This window comes from Luteibacter sp. P4_D7_3, assembly GCF_056401735.1.
The window spans coordinates 20386-38032 of the sequence record NZ_JBFUIT010000001.1; the positions used below are offsets into that span (position 1 = coordinate 20386).

Consider the following 17647-nt stretch of genomic DNA (forward strand, 5'->3'; position numbering starts at 1 on the left):
CATGAAGATCACCAAGCTCACCACCTACCGTGTCCCGCCCCGCTGGATGTTCCTCAAGGTCGAAACCGACGAGGGTGTCGTCGGCTGGGGCGAGCCGGTCATCGAAGGCCGCGCACGCACCGTCGAAGCCGCCGTGTCGGAGCTCTCCGAGTTCGTCATCGGCAAGGACCCTTCGCGCATCAACGACCTCTGGCAGGCGATGTATCGCGGTGGCTTCTATCGTGGCGGCGCCGTGTTCATGAGCGCCATCGCCGGTATCGACCAGGCGCTCTGGGACATCAAGGGCAAGGTGCTGAATGCCCCGGTGTTCGAGCTGCTCGGCGGCCGCGTGCGTGACCGCATGAAAACCTATTGCTGGGTCGGCGGCGATCGTCCCGCCGACGTCATCGCGCAGATCCGCGAGCGCATGGCGCACGGCTTCGACACGTTCAAGATGAACGGCTGCGAAGAGCTGAGCATCATCGCTTCGAGCAAGGCGGTCGACGCCGCCGTCGCGCGCGTGGCCGAAATTCGCGAGGCCTTCGGCAACACCATCGAGTTCGGCCTGGATTTCCATGGCCGCGTCTCGGCGCCGATGGCCAAGGTGCTGGTGAAAGAACTGGAGCCCTTCCGTCCACTCTTCATCGAAGAACCCGTCCTTGCCGAGCAGGCCGAGTACTACCCGCGCATCGCCGAGCAGACCTCCATTCCGATCGCCGCGGGCGAACGCATGTACTCGCGCTACGAGTTCAAGCACGTGCTCGAACGTGGTGGCATTTCCATCCTGCAGCCGGATCTCTCGCACGCCGGTGGCATCACCGAATGCGTGAAGATCGCCGCGATGGCCGAAGCGTACGACGTGGCGCTCGCGCCGCACTGCCCGCTCGGCCCCATCGCGCTCGCGGCCTGCCTGCATGTGGACTTCGTCAGCTGGAATGCCACGCTGCAGGAACAGAGCATGGGCATCCATTACAACAAGGGCGGCGAAGTCCTCGACTACGTGCTCAACAAGGACGCGCTGAAGCTCGACGATGGCGGCTACGCGCAGCCGTTTACCGGACCCGGCCTCGGTATCGAAGTGAACGAGGAACTGGTGATCGAGCGCAGCCGTGAAGCGGCCGATTGGCGGAATCCGCTGTGGCGGCACCCGGATGGATCGGTCGCCGAATGGTAAGAACGGCCTTTGTGTAGGAGCCGATTCATCGGCGATCCCGCGGCAGCGGGCAAGGTTGCCGCGAGCACCCATCGCCGATGAATCGGCTCCTACCGAGCAGGGTTCGCATCGATGACGCGCACTTGCCCCAGCCCCAAACCATCCAGGTGATAGCCGCCCACCGCCTCGCGAATCAGTCGGAGCGTCGGCAACCCAACGGCGGCCGTCATGCGCCGCACCTGCCGGTTGCGCCCCTCGCGCAGCACGATACGCAGCCACGCATCAGGCACTGTCTTGCGAAACCGCACGGGCGGATCGCGCGGCCATAACCACTCGGGTTCGTCGATCGCTTCGACAGCCGCAGGCAACGTCGGCCCATCGTTGAGCGTGACGCCGCGACGCAGCCGCTCGAGGGCTTCCTCGCTGGGAACCCCCTCGACCATCACCACATACGTCTTCGGCTGCTTGTGCGTCGGATTGGCAAGGCGATGCTGCAGCTTGCCGTCGTCGGTCAGCAGGAGCAGCCCTTCGCTGTCGTGATCCAGCCGTCCCGCCGCATACACGCCTTTCTGCGGAACGAAGTCGGCCAGCGTGCGCCGGCCGGCATCGTCGGTGAACTGGCAGAGCACACCGAAGGGCTTGTTCAGTGCGACCAGCATGTCACTTGGCGGTGGCGGGCTTCACGAAGCGCAGGGTCATGCGGTCAGACTCGCCGATGGCCGTCCACTTCGCCTTGTCGACCTCACCCATGTCGTACGAAGGCGGCAGCGTCCAGACGCCCTTCGGGTGGTTGTGGTCGTCCTTCGGGTTAGCGTTGATCTCGCTCTGCGCATCGAGCTTGAAACCGGCGTCGGTGGCGAGCTTGATCACGTAGTCGGTCGGCAGGTAGCCGGAGTTGACCACGTCGTCGAGCTTCTTGCCCGCATCGGCACGGTGGTCTTCCACGCCGAGCACGCCACCGGGCTTGAGCACGGTGAAGAACGACTTGAACATCGCCTCCGCCGTACCGTCCGCGGCCCAGTTGTGGACGTTGCGGAAGGTCAGCACCATGTCGGCCGAGCCCGGCGCACCGAGCACGGGCGCCTTGTGGTTCACCCCGACGAGCTTGGCGTTGCCGTACTGCGCCGGCGCGAAGGAGAACTTCTTCTGCAGCGCGGCCATGCCCTTCGAGCCGTCTTCGATCACGCCGATGTAATGGCCGTTGTCATGCAGGAACGGCGCGAGGATCTCGGTGAACCAGCCGCCGGACGGCCAGATTTCAATCACGGTCATGTCCGGGCGGATGCCGAAGAAGGTCAGCATTTCCTTCGGGTGACGGTACTGATCGCGCGCCTTGTTCGCCGGCGAGCGCCAGCTGCCGGCGATGGCCTTGTCCAACTGCGAGGCAGTGAGCTGCCCGGCACTGGCCGGCGGCGTAGCCTGGGCCGGCTGATCGACCTCGGTGGCCGCCAGGGAAGCAAACGAGACGGTCAGACCGAACAGACCAGCGCAGGCGAGAGCGAGCTTCTTCATGGCGTCACCGGGGTAGAGGGGATGTGGGCGGGAAGGCTAGCACGACCCTGTGGGAGCCGCTTCAGCGGCGATGGGTGCTTGCGACGAACCGGTCGATCCCCGCTACAAGCTTCGGTCTTGAGATAACGCATACACTCTCTTGAGCATCATGTCGTATCTCCTGCAGGGTCCCCGCATGACACTCCCCTCTCTACGCCCGCTGGCTGGCGCTGTTCTCCTTGCGCTGGCCGGCGCCGCCACCGCGCAGGACGCGCCAAAGCTCGCGCCTGTCGTGGTCACCGCCACGCGGACCGCCCAGACGCCGTACGACGTCCCCGCGGCGATCGACGTGGTGGCCACACCTCCGGACGGCAGCCTCGACGTGAACCTGTCCGAGCGGCTGCAGACCATCCCGGGCATCGTCGCGCGCGACCGGCAGAACTACGCGCAGGACGAGCAGATATCCATTCGTGGTTTCGGTGCGCGCTCGACCTTCGGTATCCGCGGCATCCGCCTTTACACCGACGGCATCCCGGCCACGATGCCCGACGGCCAGGGACAGGTGTCGCACTTCAACCTCGATTCGGCCGACCGCGTCGAAGTATTGCGCGGGCCGTTCTCCGCGCTCTACGGCAATGCCTCGGGTGGCGTGGTCCAGCTGTTCACCGCTGACGGCACCGAGCCGCCCGAACTGCGCGTCGGCATCGCCGGCGGCAGCAACGGCAACTTCCGCACCTCGGTCAATGCGCGCGGCGTCGAGGGTCCGGTCGACTACAACGTGGACCTCAGCCACTTCCGCACCAGCGGGTATCGCGATCACAGCGCAGCCCGGCGCGAGTCCGGTAACGCAAAGCTCGGCTGGAAGATCGACGACGATCGCAAGCTCACCCTCGTGCTCAACACGGTGGACGTCCCGGGCGCCCAGGATCCGCTCGGCCTGACCCGGGCCCAGTACCAGGCGAACCCGCGACAGGTCGCCTCGGCGGCCGACACCTACGACACGCGCAAGTCGGCGAACCAGCAGCAGGCCGGTCTGATCTACGCCCAGCGCATCGACGAGTCGAACAGCCTGCGCGTGATGACCTACTACGGCCAGCGCGACATCACCCAGTACCTCTCCATTCCCAAGGCCACTCAGGTGTCCCAGCCGGGCAACTCCGGCGGCGTGGTGGATCTCACCAGCCAGTACGGTGGTGGCGATGCGCGCTGGACCTGGAGCAACACCCTGGCAGGGCGTCCGTTCGAGATAGCCACGGGCATCGCCTACGACAACCAGCACCAGCATCGCCTTGGCTACAACAATTTCGAGGGGGACACCCTCGGTGTTCGCGGCGACCTGCGCCGCGACGAGATCGACCGTGTGTTCGACTTCGACCAGTACGCCCAAGCGACATGGCGCGTGGCGGAGGACTGGACGCTCATGGGAGGCGTACGGCACAGCGACGTGCACTTCAGCTCGACAGACCGCTACATCGTGGCGGGGAATCCCGATGACAGCGGCACGCAGTCGTACAGTGCCACCACGCCTGTCTTCGGCGTGCTCTGGCGCGCGGCGTCCTGGGCGCACGTGTACGCCAACTGGGGCCGTGGATTCGAAACGCCGACGTTCTCTGAAATCGGCTACCGCGCCGACAATGGGCCGGGCCTCGCGTTCAACCTGCAGCCCTCGCGGTCGCATAACGAGGAGGTGGGCATCAAGCTGCAACCCTCCGACAAGACACAGGCGGGCATCGCCTTGTTCCGTGCGGACAGCGATAACGAACTGGCGGTGGCGACCAATATCGGAGGCAGGACGACTTACCAGAACATCGCGCGGTCACGTCGCCAGGGCATCGAAGCGTCCTTCAACACCGAACTCGCCCGCGATGTCCATTTCGTTGCGTCGTATACGCACCTCCAGGCCAGCTTCCGCACGCCGTTCCTCACCTGCGTGTCCACCGGCTGCGGCGCGCCCGACACGCCGGTTCCCGCCGGCACACGCATCCCGGGCGCACCGCGCTCCACCGGCTACGCCGCACTGAAGTACGGCGGCGATCGTGGCTTGCAGGGCACCTTCGACGTGCAGACGATGGGATCGACGTCAGTCAACGACCTCGGCACGGAGTCCGCGCCGGGCTATGCCTTGTTCGGTCTCTCCGGTGGTTATGTATTCGACCAGGGCCCGTGGCGCGTGAACACCTTCGCCCGCGTGGACAACCTTGCCGATCGGCACGTGATCGGCTCGGTCATCGTCAACGACGGCAACGGCCGCTATTACGAACCGGCTCCCGGCCGAAGCTTTCTGGTCGGCGTGGACCTGACCTGGCGATGATTCCCGGTCAGCCGGAGATGGCGAGACGTTCGGAACGGTAGAGCATGGCGGCGCCCCACACCGCCAACACCGCCGCCACGAAGCCGCCGGCCAGGCAGAAGCCCAGCTGCCAGCCCGGCACGCCATCGCCGCGCAACAACTGCACGATGCCGAGGTTCTGGGCAAGCAGTGGAACCGTATACATCCACGGCTCGGCACGCACGGGAATCACCGAGAGCAGCACGCTCGGCAGGATCGGGATGATCATCAGGATCGACAGATACGTCTGCGCTTCGCGATAGCTCTTGGCGAAGGCCGAGACCAGCGACTGCAACGCGGCCAGCAGCAGGATCAGCGGCAGCATCAGCACGATGACCTGACCGCTGAAACGCCAGCCCAGATCCAGCGCGATGCCGAGCTTCTCGGTCGGAATGAACCACGGTGCCGTCATGAAGGCGCCGACGGTAAGCAGCAGGCTGACCAGCGAGAACGTGCAGATCGCCGCGAGTTTGCCGGCAAGGATTTTCCAGCGTGCGACCGGATTGACGAACAAGGGCTCCAGCGATTGCCGCTCGCGCTCGCCCGCCGTCAGGTCGATGGCGAGGTACATGCCGCCGAGGAACACGGTGAGCACGAAGAAGTACGGCAGGAAGGAGAACATCAGTCCCGAGCGAGACTGCGAGGTGGCCTGGTCGCGATCGGCCACCTGCACCGGCCACGCCGTGGAAGGCGACAGCCCGCGTGCGATCAGGCGCATGGCACCCTCGCGCCGACCGTAGCTCTCGACGACACCGCGCACGCGCATCACAGGCGTGGAGGCGTCCCGTCGCGACGAGTCGTAGATCAACTCCACCTGTACCGTCTGACCCTTGTTCCAGGCCTTCGCGTAATCAGGCGAGATGCGTACGACGATGTCGGTGCGCTGTTCGCGGATGGCGTTCTCGGGATCGGCCAGCGCCGGCTGTGCGTCGATGCCTGCACTCTTCAGCGCCGCCACGAGGTTCGGCGCCAGCTCGGCACCGATCACGGGCACGGCGATGGGGCGATCGGCCTTGGCGATCTCGCGGTTGATCGTCACGTTCATCAGCATGATGAACATGACCGGCCCGAGCAGCGGCCCGGTCACCAGGGCGTTGATGAGCGTGCGACGGTCGCGGAGGTTCTCGCGTACTTCCTTCCAGTAGACGGCGGTGAAGGCGCTCATGCGGCGAGGCCCTCGTCGGTACCGATGATCTTCACGAAGGCATCCTCGAGACTGCTCTCGCCGGTCTGCGCGAGAAGTGCGGCAGGGGTTTCGTCGGCAACGACGCGGCCATGCGCGATCACCACGATGCGATCACAGAGGGCGGCAACCTCCTGCATGATGTGACTGGAGAAAAGCACGCAGCGACCCTCGTCCTTCAACTGCCGCATGAAGCGTCGCATGGCCCGCGTGGCCATGACGTCCAGGCCGTTCGTGGGTTCGTCGAGAAGCACGTTGCGAGGATCGTGGACGAGCGCGCGGGCGATGGCCGTCTTCACCCGCTGGCCCTGCGAGAAGCCTTCGGTGCGGCGGGTGGCGATGTCGCGCATGTCCAGGCCGTCGATCAGGGCTTCGCGGCGTCGCGCCAGCAGCGCCGGCTCCATGCCATGCAGCTTGCCAAAGTAATCGATGTTCTCGGCGGCGGTGAGTCGCTTGTAGAGCCCGCGAGCGTCGGGCAGTACGCCGAGACGACGGCGCACGGCAAGGGCGTCGGTATAGGCGTCGACGCCGTCGACGAGGACCTGGCCGGCGTCGGGCTTCATCAAGGTATAGAGCATCCGCAGCGTCGTGGTCTTGCCGGCGCCATTCGGGCCGAGCAGGCCGGTAATCTCGCCATCGCGCGCGGTGAAGCTCACGCCGTTGACGGCGCGTACGTCACCGAAGGCCTTGTGCAGGTCCCTGACTTCGATCATGGCGTGGCTCCGTTGAATCCGACGAACACCGGCAGCGGTGCGAGACGGTCGAGGCAACGCGCGTCGAGGGACTTCGCGTTGGCGCTGTCGATGAACTGATCGAGCAGGCGCGGCATGCAGCCGCGCGCGACGACGTTGTGTCCCTGCCCCTTGAGGACAAAGTGGCGGCCGTTGGGCAAGCCTTCGAGTACCTGTTCGCCGTAGCGCGATGGTGTGACCGGATCGAACTCACCGGACATCAGCAAGGCCGGCACCGGACTCTTCAAGGGCTGGTGAAAATCCGCCGGACGCTTGCCGTGCGGCCAGACCGAACAGGCGGCGCGGAACGCCTCGATCATGCCGTCACCGAGGATCGTGTCCTTGTCCTGCGGGCGCGACGTGAGCAGGTCCGCGTCTTCGGAACAAATGACCGAGTACTGCATGCCGCCGTCCATGGTGTCGCCCAGGTCACCCGTGAGCAGCTTGGCCTGCCCCAGCAAGGGACCGACGTCGCCATGCGCGGCGGCGTCGATCGAGAGAGGCAGCAGTGCCGCGGTTTCCGGTGAATAGGCAAACATGCGGACGACCGTGGCCAGGGCATGCTCGCTCAGCACGCGTTGCACGGAAGCGTAGTTCTGCGGATCGCGGAAGCTGACCTTGTGCGGATTGGCGCGCAGGGCGTCGCGAAGCTGGAACAGGGTCTGGTAGGGATCACTGAAGCGTGCATGGCAGGCGCTGTCCGCATCGCAGCGAGCGAACTGGGCTTTCAGGGCGGCGTCGAGGTTCACGGCGAAGTCCTCGCCAAGGACAAGCTGGTTCGGCGCAATACCATCGAGGATCAGAGTACGCAGACCCTCGGGATGACGCATGGCGTACTGCTGGGCCACGCGCGTGCCGTAGGACACGCCGAGCAGATCGAACTTCGGCGAGCCGAGCGCGTGGCGTGCCTCTTCGAGATCGGCGACGGCGTCCGTCGTGGTGTAGAAGCGCACGTCGGCACCCGGCGAGAGCTGGTCGAGGCACTGGCGGGTTTCCTTGCGGACCACATCCGCGTCGGAGCCATGCGCCGCCGACGCGCCGTCGGGCGCACCGGGCTCGTCGTCACGACAGCTCAGCGGATGCGAGCCGCCGGTACCGCGCTGGTCGAGCAGGAGCACGTTGCGATGGGCGAGCAGCGGTGCCATGGCCGGCGCGATCGCTGGGTAGCTCTCCGCTGCCGACTGGCCCGGGCCACCTGCGATGAAGGCGACCATGTCGTCCGCCGGCACCTGGGCGCTGCTGCGGATGACGGCAAGGCGCATCTTGAGCTTGCGAGCCTCGGGGTGCTCGCGATCCTCCGGCACGTCGAACGGCGCACACCAGGCGGCCACCGAGGTTCCCGAATGAGGTTGCGCCAGCTCGCAGGGGCGAAGCTCGAGTGAGCCGAGTTTCCACACGCGCGGCGGCGCCGGACGCGTGGCGGCGGGAACGGCGGCGACGGGCTTTTCCGCGCCGTCAGCGACCGGTTTGCGCATGAGCTGCCGGGTGGCGAAAGCCCCCGCGACGATAACGAGAAGGATGGCGATACGTTGCGCGCGTTTCATACCGTCAGGCCTCGGGCGTAAAAATGGATTCGATCGAAAGCGCGAAGAGCGCCGCGATCTTGAAGGCGAGCGGCAGGCTCGGATCGTACTTGCCGGTCTCGATCGCGTTCACCGTCTGCCGGGAAACATCGAGCCTCTCGCCGAGGTCGGCCTGCGACCAGCCCAGCGCGGTACGTAGTTCGCGAACGCTGTTTTTCATCGGCTGCGGTAATGAACCCGGACAGCACATTTGCATATGCCGAAGCAGGCAATCAACACGGGAAGCACCCAGATGGCGATCGCTTCTGCCGGCGGCGCGGCAACGACCTTCGCACTAAGCAGCATGCCGTAGGTAAAGAAACCGAACCCCCCAATGCCCCCAGCCAGGGCAACTGCTTCGAGGTCGATTCGGCGTTCGAACTCGTCCTGGTCGCGGATCACACGAACCATGGCTCGGATGACGAACGCGATCGGGAGTACCGGCAGCAGCGTGACAACCGCACGGGCAGCCGTACCTTCCAGGGTCCTGAGCCACTCCGTCGAGAGGAGGAGAACGATGACGTAAGCAAGCATGGCCGGAAAAAACTCTCGCATATAGCGCCTGTGTACCGGGCGCATGCCAGTCCACCAATCAGTGCGCATGGTGGGCGGCCGGAGCGAGCGCGGCGAGTCGGAAAGCGACGCGGTACGACATGACGAACCTCCAGATGACCAGGCAGCGTGTCAAGCACGCTTGACATCATCCTGGGCCGAACGCCCGGCCATGTCAAGCATCCTTGACACAACGCTAGGCTGATTCGGCATCGCTAAGTCGATACGGCAGCGACCGCCGGAATTCACACGCGTGACGACTTCCGTCCCCCGATCCTTGCAGCCGACGGACACACGTCACAGGAGATCCACCATGAACTTCCGTCTGCTCACCACGTCTGCACTGATCGGCCTCGGCCTTGCGTCGGGCGGCGCCCAGGCCGCGACCGCCACCACCACGTTCAATGTCCGCATCACCATCACCACCGCGTGCGACATCAGCACGACCGCACCCACCGACGTGAACTTCGGCACGCAACCGTCCACGGCGACGAATGTCGACAACCAGGGCGCCCTCAACGTCAATTGCACGCCGAGCTCGCCGTACACGATCTCACTGGACAACGGGCAGAACGGGACAGACGCGAACACCCGGAAGATGAGCAGCGGCACCGCGCAGGTACCCTACCAGCTGTACCGCCTGGCCACGCGCACGGCAGCGGACATCTGGGGCAGCACCACCGGCACCGGTGGCAACATCTACGCCGGCACGGGCACGGGCACGGTCCAGACGGTACCGGTCTACGGTCGCGTCCCCACCACGAACTTCCCGGCGGGTTCGTACGCCGACGTCATCACCGCCACGATCACGTACTGACGGTGTGCCCGTGGCCACGACGCGTGGCAATAGCCTGCGCGCTGGCCGCAGCGTTTCTGCTCGTGCCTCCGGCACCGGCGAGCGGCCTGCAGGTTTCACCGATCGGCCTGCGTCTGGCCAGCACCGCGCAAGCGGACGCACTGTGGCTGACCAATACAGGCAGCGAGCCTGTACACGCACAGGTGCGCGTTTTCCACTGGTCGCAAATCGACGGCAAGGATGTGCTCGAGCCCTCGCGCGATCTTGTCGTGAGCCCGCCCATGGTCACCATCGCTCCGGGCGACCGGCAGATGGTGCGCGTTATCCGGCAGGTGCCTGCGCCCCCGGCAACCGAGGCGTCGTACCGGGTCATCGTCGACGAGCTGCCGATCGATGCGGGCGATCGCCCGGGGCTGAAGTTCATCCTTCGCTACTCCCTACCCGTCTTCCTGGCGCCCGTGGGCGACCCTCCCGTGAAGGTGGCGCTGCAGGCGAGCTGGGACAACGCACCCGACGGCCCGATGTTGCGCGTCAGCAACGCAGGAAACGGCCATGCGCAAATCGCCGACGTTGTATGGCGTGGTGCGGAGGGAAAACACACGGTGCTCCTTGCCGGCCTGGTGGGCTACGCGCTGCCTGGCAGCACCATGAGCTGGCATCTGCCGCAAGGCGCCTCTCCGACGGATGGCGCGATCAAGGCGAGGATCAATGGTGAAACGTCCGAGTCGACGTTGGTCGTGGACCCGGACGGCCGCTAGCCTCCTCGTGCTGGACGCCGCCACCATGCACGCCACAGCGAAGGATGCCGACCCGGTGCCACCGCCGGCGACCGTGCAGCCACGCGTGCGCCTGGTGGGCGAAGAGCTTTACCTCGAGGTGGTGCTCAATGGCAGCGCGACCGAGCGCCTCGTCCACTTCACTCGCCGCGGTGAAGCACTCTGCGCCACGGCCACCGACCTGCGCAGCATCGGCTTCGCTCTTGCCCCGGGTGACGACGAACGTTGCCTGCCCGACATTCCCGGACTTCACTACACCTACGACGTAGGCCAGCAACGCGTCACCGTGGATGCGCCTCTGGACCAGCTCAACCTCCCACGGCAGATCCTCAACAAGGCCGAACGCAGCGCCACGCCGCCCACCAGCGGGACCGGCGTGCTGCTCAATTACGATATTTATGCCGCCGAAGGCGGTGGATTCGGCAACGTCAGCGCCCTGACCGAACTGCGCGCCTTCAGCGACGGCCTCGGCGTATTGAGCAGCACCGAACTGACTCGACGCTACCAGACGCCCGGACAAGGCTGGCAAGGTGACACCGTGCGCCTGGACACGCAGTGGCGGCTCGCGTTTCCCGCGCAGTCGCTGGCCCTGACGATCGGTGACACCTTCACGGGCTATCTCTCCTGGACGCGCGCGACGCGGATCGGCGGTATCGGCTTCGGCACCGATTTCGGGCTGCAGCCGTATCGGGTGACTACGCCGCTGCCGCAGTTCTTCGGCCAGGCCACCGCTCCCTCGGCGGTGGAGCTTTATGTCGACGGCATCCGCCAATACAACGGTCGCGTCCCGGCGGGCCCGTTCCAGCTTACCGCGGTGCCGGGAGTGGATCAGTCCGGCCAGGCCCAGGTGGTCCTTACCGATGCGCTCGGACGCAGCAGCACGGTGACGTTCCCTTTCTATTCCGCGCGCCAGTTGCTCCGCGGTGGCCTGGACGACTGGTCCGTCGAAGTGGGTACCGTGCGCGAGGCATACGGCATCGCGTCGTTCGAATACGGGACCGCGCCGATCGGAAGTGCCACCTGGCGCCACGGCGTGACCGATACCTTGACGCTGGAGACGCATGCCGAAGCAGGTGATGGCCGCGGCACCGCCGGCGTGGGTGCGGTATGGAATCCGGCGGGCGCCACCATTCTCAACGCCTCGATGGCGGGCTCGCGCGGTGGTGGTTCGCAGTACGGTTTTGGCTATGCCTGGACGGGGCGTTATGTGAACGCCTCACTGGACACCGTGCGCAGCGACGCCAGCTATCGTGACGTCGCTTCGAATTATGGTTCACCGCCGCCCCGCACCAGCGACCGTGCACTCATCGGCTTCAACGTACGTGAATCCAGCTTCGGCGCGAACTTCGTTCGACTGCGCTACGCGGGGCAATCCGCCTCGCGCTATGCAGGTTTGTTCGTGCTGCGCAATCTCGGCCGCGGTGTGTCGGTCAATCTCAGCTACAACCAGAACCTGGACGCGTCCAGCGACCGTAGCATCTTCCTCGGCGTCACCATGTCGCTCGACCAGCTCGCCACGTGGAGTGTCTCGGCACAACGCGACCGCGACCAGACCTTCGCGACCGTGGACGCGAGCCGGCCGGTCGACGGTGACGGCGGGTTCGGCTGGCATGTCCAGGGGCGCAGCGGAAGTGACGGCGGTGGCCTCGCCGAACTGGGTTGGCTCGGCAACCGCGGTCAGCTGACGGTGGGCGCGAGCAATGTCGGGCCGTCGTCGTATAGCTACGCGGATGCCAACGGCGCTGTCGTACTGATGGGTGGCCATGCGTTCGCCGCGCGGCGCATCGACGATGCCTTCGCCCTGGTCAGCACCGAGGGTACGCCGGATATTCCCGTGCTGCTCGAGAACCGACGTACGGGAGTCACGGACAGCAACGGGCTGCTTCTGGTGTCCCGCCTCAATGCCTATCAGGACAACCGCCTCGCCATCGATCCGCTCGACCTGCCTGCCGACGATCGCGTGCAGCGCGTCGAGAGCATCGTCGCGCCGTCGGACCGCTCCGGCGTTGTCGTCCGTTTTCCGGTGAAGCGCGTACGAGCGGCCTCGGCGATCCTGGTCGACGAAAACGGCATGCCGTTGCCCGTGGGCTCCGTGGTCAACGCCGACGATGAGCCGCCTGCCTATGTCGGCTATGACGGCATGGTCTACCTCGACAACCTCCACGGAAACACGGATCTTCACGTCAGCCTGCCAGATGGCCACCACTGTGCCGCGTCGCTCACCTACCCGGCCAGCGCACGCAACCTGCCACTGATCGGGCCTTTGGTCTGCCGGACGACGGTGCCATGAAATGGCTGGCGCTCCTGCTCATCACCCTGGCGGCGCTGTGCGGATCGCGACGCGCCGAAGCGACCACGACGTGCACGGTCACCAGTATCACCAACGTGGCGTTCGGCACCGTGGACCCGACGGGAAGCTTCGTCGACACTACCGCCACGCTCAATTACAGCTGCACGTATAACGGCCTGTTGGGTGCCCTCTACGGCACCTACGTCACAGCGTGCGCCAGCCTGGGTGCCGATGACCTTGGCAACCTGTCGCCACGCACGATGATCGACCCCAGTGGCGACCGGATGCAGTACCAGCTCTACAAGGATTCGACGCGCACGACGGCCTGGGGCACGGTCGCCAACGCCACCTACACCGCACGAACCTTCAACATGAGCATCGGCATCCTGTCCAACGGCGCGGCGGTGTCCGGAAACCTGACGATCTATGGCCGCGTACCTGCCATTCAATCGAATCTCTCGCCCGGTAGCTATGCTGCCACCCTGGCCAGTGCACTCACCAGCAATGCGCTGACCTACAGCTACAACGAGGCATTGCTCAGCCTGGGTGTGGCACCGACCACCTGCCAAGCCGGCGGCACGGGTGGTCCGATCACCGTGACCGCACCTTCGGTGGGCATCACAGCGTCCGTCTCGGCGAAGTGCACCGTGGGCACGGCGACCGACCTGGATTTTGGCAGCGTGTCCGGATTGCTGAAGACGGCCACCGACAAGACCTCCCTGGTGCGCATGACCTGCACCAACCGTGCGGCGTATCAGGTCGGTCTCGACAATGGACAGAATGCCCTCGGTACCACGCGGCGAATGTCATCCGGAAGCGGTTTCGTGACATATGACCTCTATCGTGACTCCCAGCGCACACTGCATTGGGGAAGCACGCTGAACACCGACACGGCAACCGGCACCGGCTCAGGCAGTGAGCAGACCATGACGGTGTACGGCCGGGTTCCGGCACAGGCCGCCGCCAGGGCGGCCATCTACAGCGACATCATCATGGTGACCGTCACGTACTGACCGGCCACTACGGTCGTCCCGGTTCTCAGAACGGGTAGATCACGCCGGCGCGGGCGCTCATGCCGGACTCGCCACCGTGGCCGACCCGCGCACGCGCGGTGACATCGACATACGCCGTGAGGTCATGGCGAAACTGCCATGCCGCACCCGCCGCGAGTTCAGTGGCTCTTCCCGCGCTGCCCGTGGCCAGCCGGACGCCCGAGACATCGACCGACTCTCCCGAACCGCGTGTGATGACGTAGCGGGTGTCGATGTACGGCGACCAGGCGGCGAGCACGTCGCCCCTGGGTTCAAACCGCACGGAGGCTCGCGCGCCGCTGCGCAGGGTCACGCGGCTGGGTGAACCCGGCCGTACGAGCAGGCCATCGCGATCCGTGGCACTGGCGAAGCGGAGACGTTGCCAGAGCAGGGAAGCCGCAGGCTCGAGTACCAGGCGCTCGACCGGATGCCAACGGAAGCCACTGCCGATCGACGCGTCATTGGCGTTGGCACGAAACCGTCCTAGTACCTCGCCACGCAGGGGCGTGTTCACATCGATGCGATGATGCGTATACCCGTATGACGCAGTGGCGTGCCAACCACTTTCGGTATCCAGCACGTAAGTGGCCGCCATACCGCGCGCGTTGGCCCTCGCGCGACTCACGCCATCGACGTCACGTGGTGCGATGCGCATCGACCCCGCGGTAAGGCCCAGCCCTGCACGCATCGTCATGGCACCCGACGACCATGCGAGCACGTCGCCGGCTATCTGCAGGCCACGATCCGATCGCACGTAGTCGGTGGCGTAGCGCTGGAACGGCAGGGTGCTTCGGTAGGCTGCATGACCACCGAACGAACGAACGCGCCATGCCGGATCTCGCGGCGCGGCCGGGTCGTCCGGACGCCAGGCATCCATGGACGCGCGTCCGTAGCCGAAGAGCGCATGGGCAAGCACGAGATAGGCAGGTCCCTGGGGCACCAGTCGTGCCCGCGTGGCGGCACCGCGCATGGAAGTTTCGTCGTTTACCGGGTTGCCGAATGCATCGATACGGTTGCTCTGCAACCGATAGTCCCAGTGGTCGTTGCCCTCGCCGACGACCAGGCGCTGCCGTGCATCGGACGAGCCCGGTGCATAGGCAACGAGGCCGTATTGCCAGGGACCGGCGGCCACATACCCACCCGCAAGCTGGAAGGAATCCGTGCCGGCCTGCCCACCGACCTGCACAACACTGATCCCGTCACCGGCGTGCGGTTCGCGCGACAGCGGCGACGTATCCGCACCGGCACCCCCCGCGTTGACGATATGCAGAGTCGTGGATCCCGTGGCGTCTCCGGAGACCAGTAGCCGGTCGGCGAGTTGGCCGGCTGCGCCGCCGACATCCAGCCGGGCCCGCAAGGTCACGCTACCTCCGTTGCCGGGGTTGGCGAACGTGCCGACATGCAGGCTGCTCGCTGGCGAGGCCTCGTCGAAGGCGATCCGTCCATACCCGAGCAAGGCCAGGTGTTGCACCGAACTGTCGCCCGTCGCTTTCCAGGAGCCATCGGCGACAGTGAGTTCGGCAACGCGCTCGCCCCTGCCAATCCACGACGAATTGGCCAGCCTCACACGTAGCGGGCCGCTTCCCGTGCTGACGATGTCACCGTGCACATGGCTGTTCTCGGCGGAGAAGGTCAGCAGCTGATCCGCGTTCTCGATGCGACCGGCGATCTGCGCACCGCCGCTCACGGTAACGGCGACATCGCCTGGATCCCCATGCACGGCACGGATAGCGTGACCTGCGCCACGCACTTCGCCACCGTCGACGGTCACCGTGCCACCCGCGAGGGCGATGGCGGAGGCGCCAACGCCTTGGGCGATGATCCGCGTGTCGCCCACGGCGAGTATCGACGTGGCACCCCGGATCGATACCGTGTCCACGGCAGGCTGTTCTGTCAGCAGGGAACTGTGGGTCAGTGCGACGTTTGCGCCACCACTGATGGCGATGGCCTCCGCCACCTCGAACGCCTTACCCGCGCCGCCGCGTTTCCCCGCGTGGACGATGGAAAGTCCCGAGCCGACAATACGAGTATCCGTTCCCGCGGCGAGAACCCCGATCGCGTTCTCACCATCGACGCGCAACCTCACGCTATTCGCGGTGACCCGGCTACCCGAACGCGATGAGATCCCGATGCTATCCGCCGCGCTCATGGTCAGCGCTACATTTTGAAGGGTGATCCTGGAGATATCCTGGGCATGGACGCCGATGGATCGTGTGCCGCTACCAACCATGCGGCTGTCACCGACGAACGCACTTGCCTCGCCGAAAGCCAGCAGCCCATACGCATGGCGCGCGGCGTTGCCCGAGCTGTGATTGATGATATCCACGTCGTACGCGTCGAACGATGCGCGTCGCCTGACCTCGACGGCGCGGCCGACGCCGGGTCCGTCGATGGTGATCCTGTCGCCAGGGTCCAGCGAAAAGGCCTCACCGTCGTTTACGACGACGCTGTGGGGATAGTGGGTGCCCCGCGCCGGGACGACCAGCGCACCGAACAATGCCAGGGCGAGCGCGCTGCGCCCATACGAATACACGGCCATGATGCCTTCCTCGTTTTGTCGATGAGGAAAGCAACTTAGTTATCGGCGCACACCGCGTATGTCGGGAGCTGTCGCTCCGTGAGTCAGCCGTCGCCGCGGCGCCATTCGCCACGCTTGGGCTTGCCGACAGGCTTCGGACCGGCCTTCCGTTTCAGGCGTGCTTCCAGCGTGGCGGCCTGCTCTTCGCGTTCGTCGTGCAGCTTGAGATAGTTGCGCCAGCGTTGCGGCGAGAGCTCACCCGAGGCAAGCGCAGCCTGGATCGCGCAGCCCGGTTCGTTGCTGTGTCCACAATCGCCGAATCGACACTGCGACGACAGGGTTTCGATGTCGGCGAACAGGTCCAGGTTCTCTTCGCCGGTAAGTTTCAGCTCGCGCATTCCCGGCGTATCGATCAGGCAACCACCCGTTGGGAGACTGAGCAGTGCGCGGTGGGTCGTCGTGTGCCTGCCGCGGCTATCGTGCGAGCGCACGGCGGCGGTGGCCATGCGGTCATAGCCCAGCAGCGTATTGGTCAGCGTCGACTTGCCTGCGCCCGACGAACCCACCAGCACGGCACTGGATCCGGGGCCGAGATAGGCACTCAGAAGGGCCACGGTGCTAGGGTCTTTCGCGTTGATCGCATGCACCGCCGCATCATCGGGGAGCCGTTCGCGCAGGGCAGTGACGGCACCCTCGACGTCCACCTCGGTGTCGGCCTTGGTCAGCAAGACGACGGGACGTGCGCCGGAGCCTTCGACCAGCGTGAGGTAGCGTTCGATGCGCGACGGATTGAAATCGCCGTCGAGACCGGTGATCACCAGCACGTAGTCGATATTGGTCGCGATGATCTGGCGCTCGTAGCGCTCGCCGGCCGCCGCACGCGTCAGGACGGACCGCCGCGGCAGGATCTCTTCGATCACCGGATGATTGGCATGGTCGAGCAGGACGAAGTCGCCCACCGACGGTCGCAGCGAGGGATCGAGGCCACGCTTGAGGAAGTGCCCGGCAGGCTGTGCATTGAACGCCACCGAGCCGTCGTGAACTTCGTAGCCGGCACGATGCTGCGCCACGACGCGTGCGAGGCGGCGTGGATCGTCGGGCAGGGCGGGGTCGCGCCAGCCGATATGGCGCAGGCGCGCCAGGTCCGATGAGTCGGTCATAGTCGTGATTATGCCCGCTTCCGACCCTGTTTCCGCCTCGCGAGCCCGTTCGTACGCTGTTAGGATCGGACGACGACCGCCGGGAACGCGCCCGGC

15 protein-coding genes are annotated in these 17647 nt (G+C 65.8%); 6 read left to right on the forward strand and 9 right to left on the reverse strand.

From position 1 onward, the window contains the following. Window position 1: 1 nt before the first annotated feature. Window positions 2–1153, forward strand: a complete 1152-nt coding sequence (dgoD, locus tag AC1DSN_RS00115; protein ID WP_213949264.1) for a galactonate dehydratase — start codon at window positions 2–4, stop codon at window positions 1151–1153. An 89-nt stretch (window positions 1154–1242) separates the two neighbouring features. Here the strand turns inward: dgoD and AC1DSN_RS00120 are convergent, their stop codons facing one another. Both AC1DSN_RS00120 and AC1DSN_RS00125 read right to left on the reverse strand, forming a co-directional pair. Next, window positions 1243–1791, reverse strand: a complete 549-nt coding sequence (locus tag AC1DSN_RS00120) for a pseudouridine synthase (protein ID WP_477329175.1) — start codon at window positions 1789–1791, stop codon at window positions 1243–1245. Between the two features lies 1 nt (window position 1792). Further along, window positions 1793–2644: a class I SAM-dependent methyltransferase gene (locus AC1DSN_RS00125; RefSeq protein WP_477293816.1), complete on the reverse strand. Its 852-nt coding sequence runs from the start codon at window positions 2642–2644 to the stop codon at window positions 1793–1795. A gap of 175 nt (window positions 2645–2819) precedes the next feature. On the opposite strand from AC1DSN_RS00125, the gene AC1DSN_RS00130 reads away from it, so the two are divergent. Further along, a complete protein-coding gene (locus AC1DSN_RS00130; protein ID WP_477293818.1) occupies window positions 2820–4934 on the forward strand; it encodes a TonB-dependent receptor family protein in 2115 nt (704 codons plus the stop codon). 7 nt (window positions 4935–4941) lie between these two features. Here the strand turns inward: AC1DSN_RS00130 and AC1DSN_RS00135 are convergent, their stop codons facing one another. From AC1DSN_RS00135 to AC1DSN_RS00155, 5 genes are read right to left on the reverse strand one after another with little or no spacing between them, the layout of a single operon-like run. After that, window positions 4942–6117 carry an ABC transporter permease gene (locus AC1DSN_RS00135; RefSeq protein ID WP_477293820.1) on the reverse strand — a complete coding sequence of 392 codons (1176 nt, stop codon included), beginning with the start codon at window positions 6115–6117 and terminating at the stop codon, window positions 4942–4944. Next, window positions 6114–6848 carry an ABC transporter ATP-binding protein gene (locus AC1DSN_RS00140; protein ID WP_477293822.1) on the reverse strand — a complete coding sequence of 245 codons (735 nt, stop codon included), beginning with the start codon at window positions 6846–6848 and terminating at the stop codon, window positions 6114–6116. The genes AC1DSN_RS00135 and AC1DSN_RS00140 overlap by 4 nt, the downstream gene beginning before the upstream one ends. Then, window positions 6845–8410 (reverse strand): alpha/beta fold hydrolase, encoded by a 1566-nt coding sequence (locus AC1DSN_RS00145; protein ID WP_477329177.1) that lies wholly within the window; start codon window positions 8408–8410, stop codon window positions 6845–6847. The genes AC1DSN_RS00140 and AC1DSN_RS00145 overlap by 4 nt, the downstream gene beginning before the upstream one ends. A 4-nt stretch (window positions 8411–8414) precedes the next feature. Beyond that, on the reverse strand, window positions 8415–8609 hold the full coding sequence (locus tag AC1DSN_RS00150) for a helix-turn-helix transcriptional regulator (RefSeq protein ID WP_213949257.1): 195 nt from the start codon (window positions 8607–8609) through the stop codon (window positions 8415–8417). Next, entirely contained in the window at window positions 8606–8983 is a 378-nt protein-coding gene (locus AC1DSN_RS00155; protein ID WP_477293826.1) for a hypothetical protein, read from the reverse strand. The genes AC1DSN_RS00150 and AC1DSN_RS00155 overlap by 4 nt, the downstream gene beginning before the upstream one ends. A 310-nt stretch (window positions 8984–9293) precedes the next feature. Between AC1DSN_RS00155 and AC1DSN_RS00160 the strand changes: the two genes are divergently transcribed. From AC1DSN_RS00160 to AC1DSN_RS00175, 4 genes are read left to right on the forward strand one after another with little or no spacing between them, the layout of a single operon-like run. Next, the gene (locus AC1DSN_RS00160) at window positions 9294–9797 is read left to right on the forward strand and encodes a Csu type fimbrial protein (protein ID WP_477293828.1); all 504 of its coding nucleotides are present in this window, start codon (window positions 9294–9296) and stop codon (window positions 9795–9797) included. 23 nt (window positions 9798–9820) lie between these two features. Next, window positions 9821–10534, forward strand: a complete 714-nt coding sequence (locus tag AC1DSN_RS00165; protein WP_477293831.1) for a fimbrial biogenesis chaperone — start codon at window positions 9821–9823, stop codon at window positions 10532–10534. 25 nt (window positions 10535–10559) lie between these two features. Beyond that, on the forward strand, window positions 10560–12842 hold the full coding sequence (locus AC1DSN_RS00170; protein ID WP_477329179.1) for a fimbria/pilus outer membrane usher protein: 2283 nt from the start codon (window positions 10560–10562) through the stop codon (window positions 12840–12842). Continuing rightward, window positions 12839–13855 (forward strand): Csu type fimbrial protein, encoded by a 1017-nt coding sequence (locus AC1DSN_RS00175; protein ID WP_477329181.1) that lies wholly within the window; start codon window positions 12839–12841, stop codon window positions 13853–13855. Before AC1DSN_RS00170 ends, AC1DSN_RS00175 begins: the two co-directional genes overlap by 4 nt. A 25-nt stretch (window positions 13856–13880) precedes the next feature. On the opposite strand, the gene AC1DSN_RS00180 is transcribed toward AC1DSN_RS00175, so the two are convergent. Both AC1DSN_RS00180 and rsgA read right to left on the reverse strand, forming a co-directional pair. Continuing rightward, entirely contained in the window at window positions 13881–16412 is a 2532-nt protein-coding gene (locus tag AC1DSN_RS00180) for an autotransporter outer membrane beta-barrel domain-containing protein (protein ID WP_477293837.1), read from the reverse strand. A gap of 83 nt (window positions 16413–16495) precedes the next feature. Beyond that, window positions 16496–17551: a ribosome small subunit-dependent GTPase A gene (gene rsgA, locus AC1DSN_RS00185; protein WP_063571767.1), complete on the reverse strand. Its 1056-nt coding sequence runs from the start codon at window positions 17549–17551 to the stop codon at window positions 16496–16498. Between the last annotated feature and the right edge of the window lie 96 nt (window positions 17552–17647).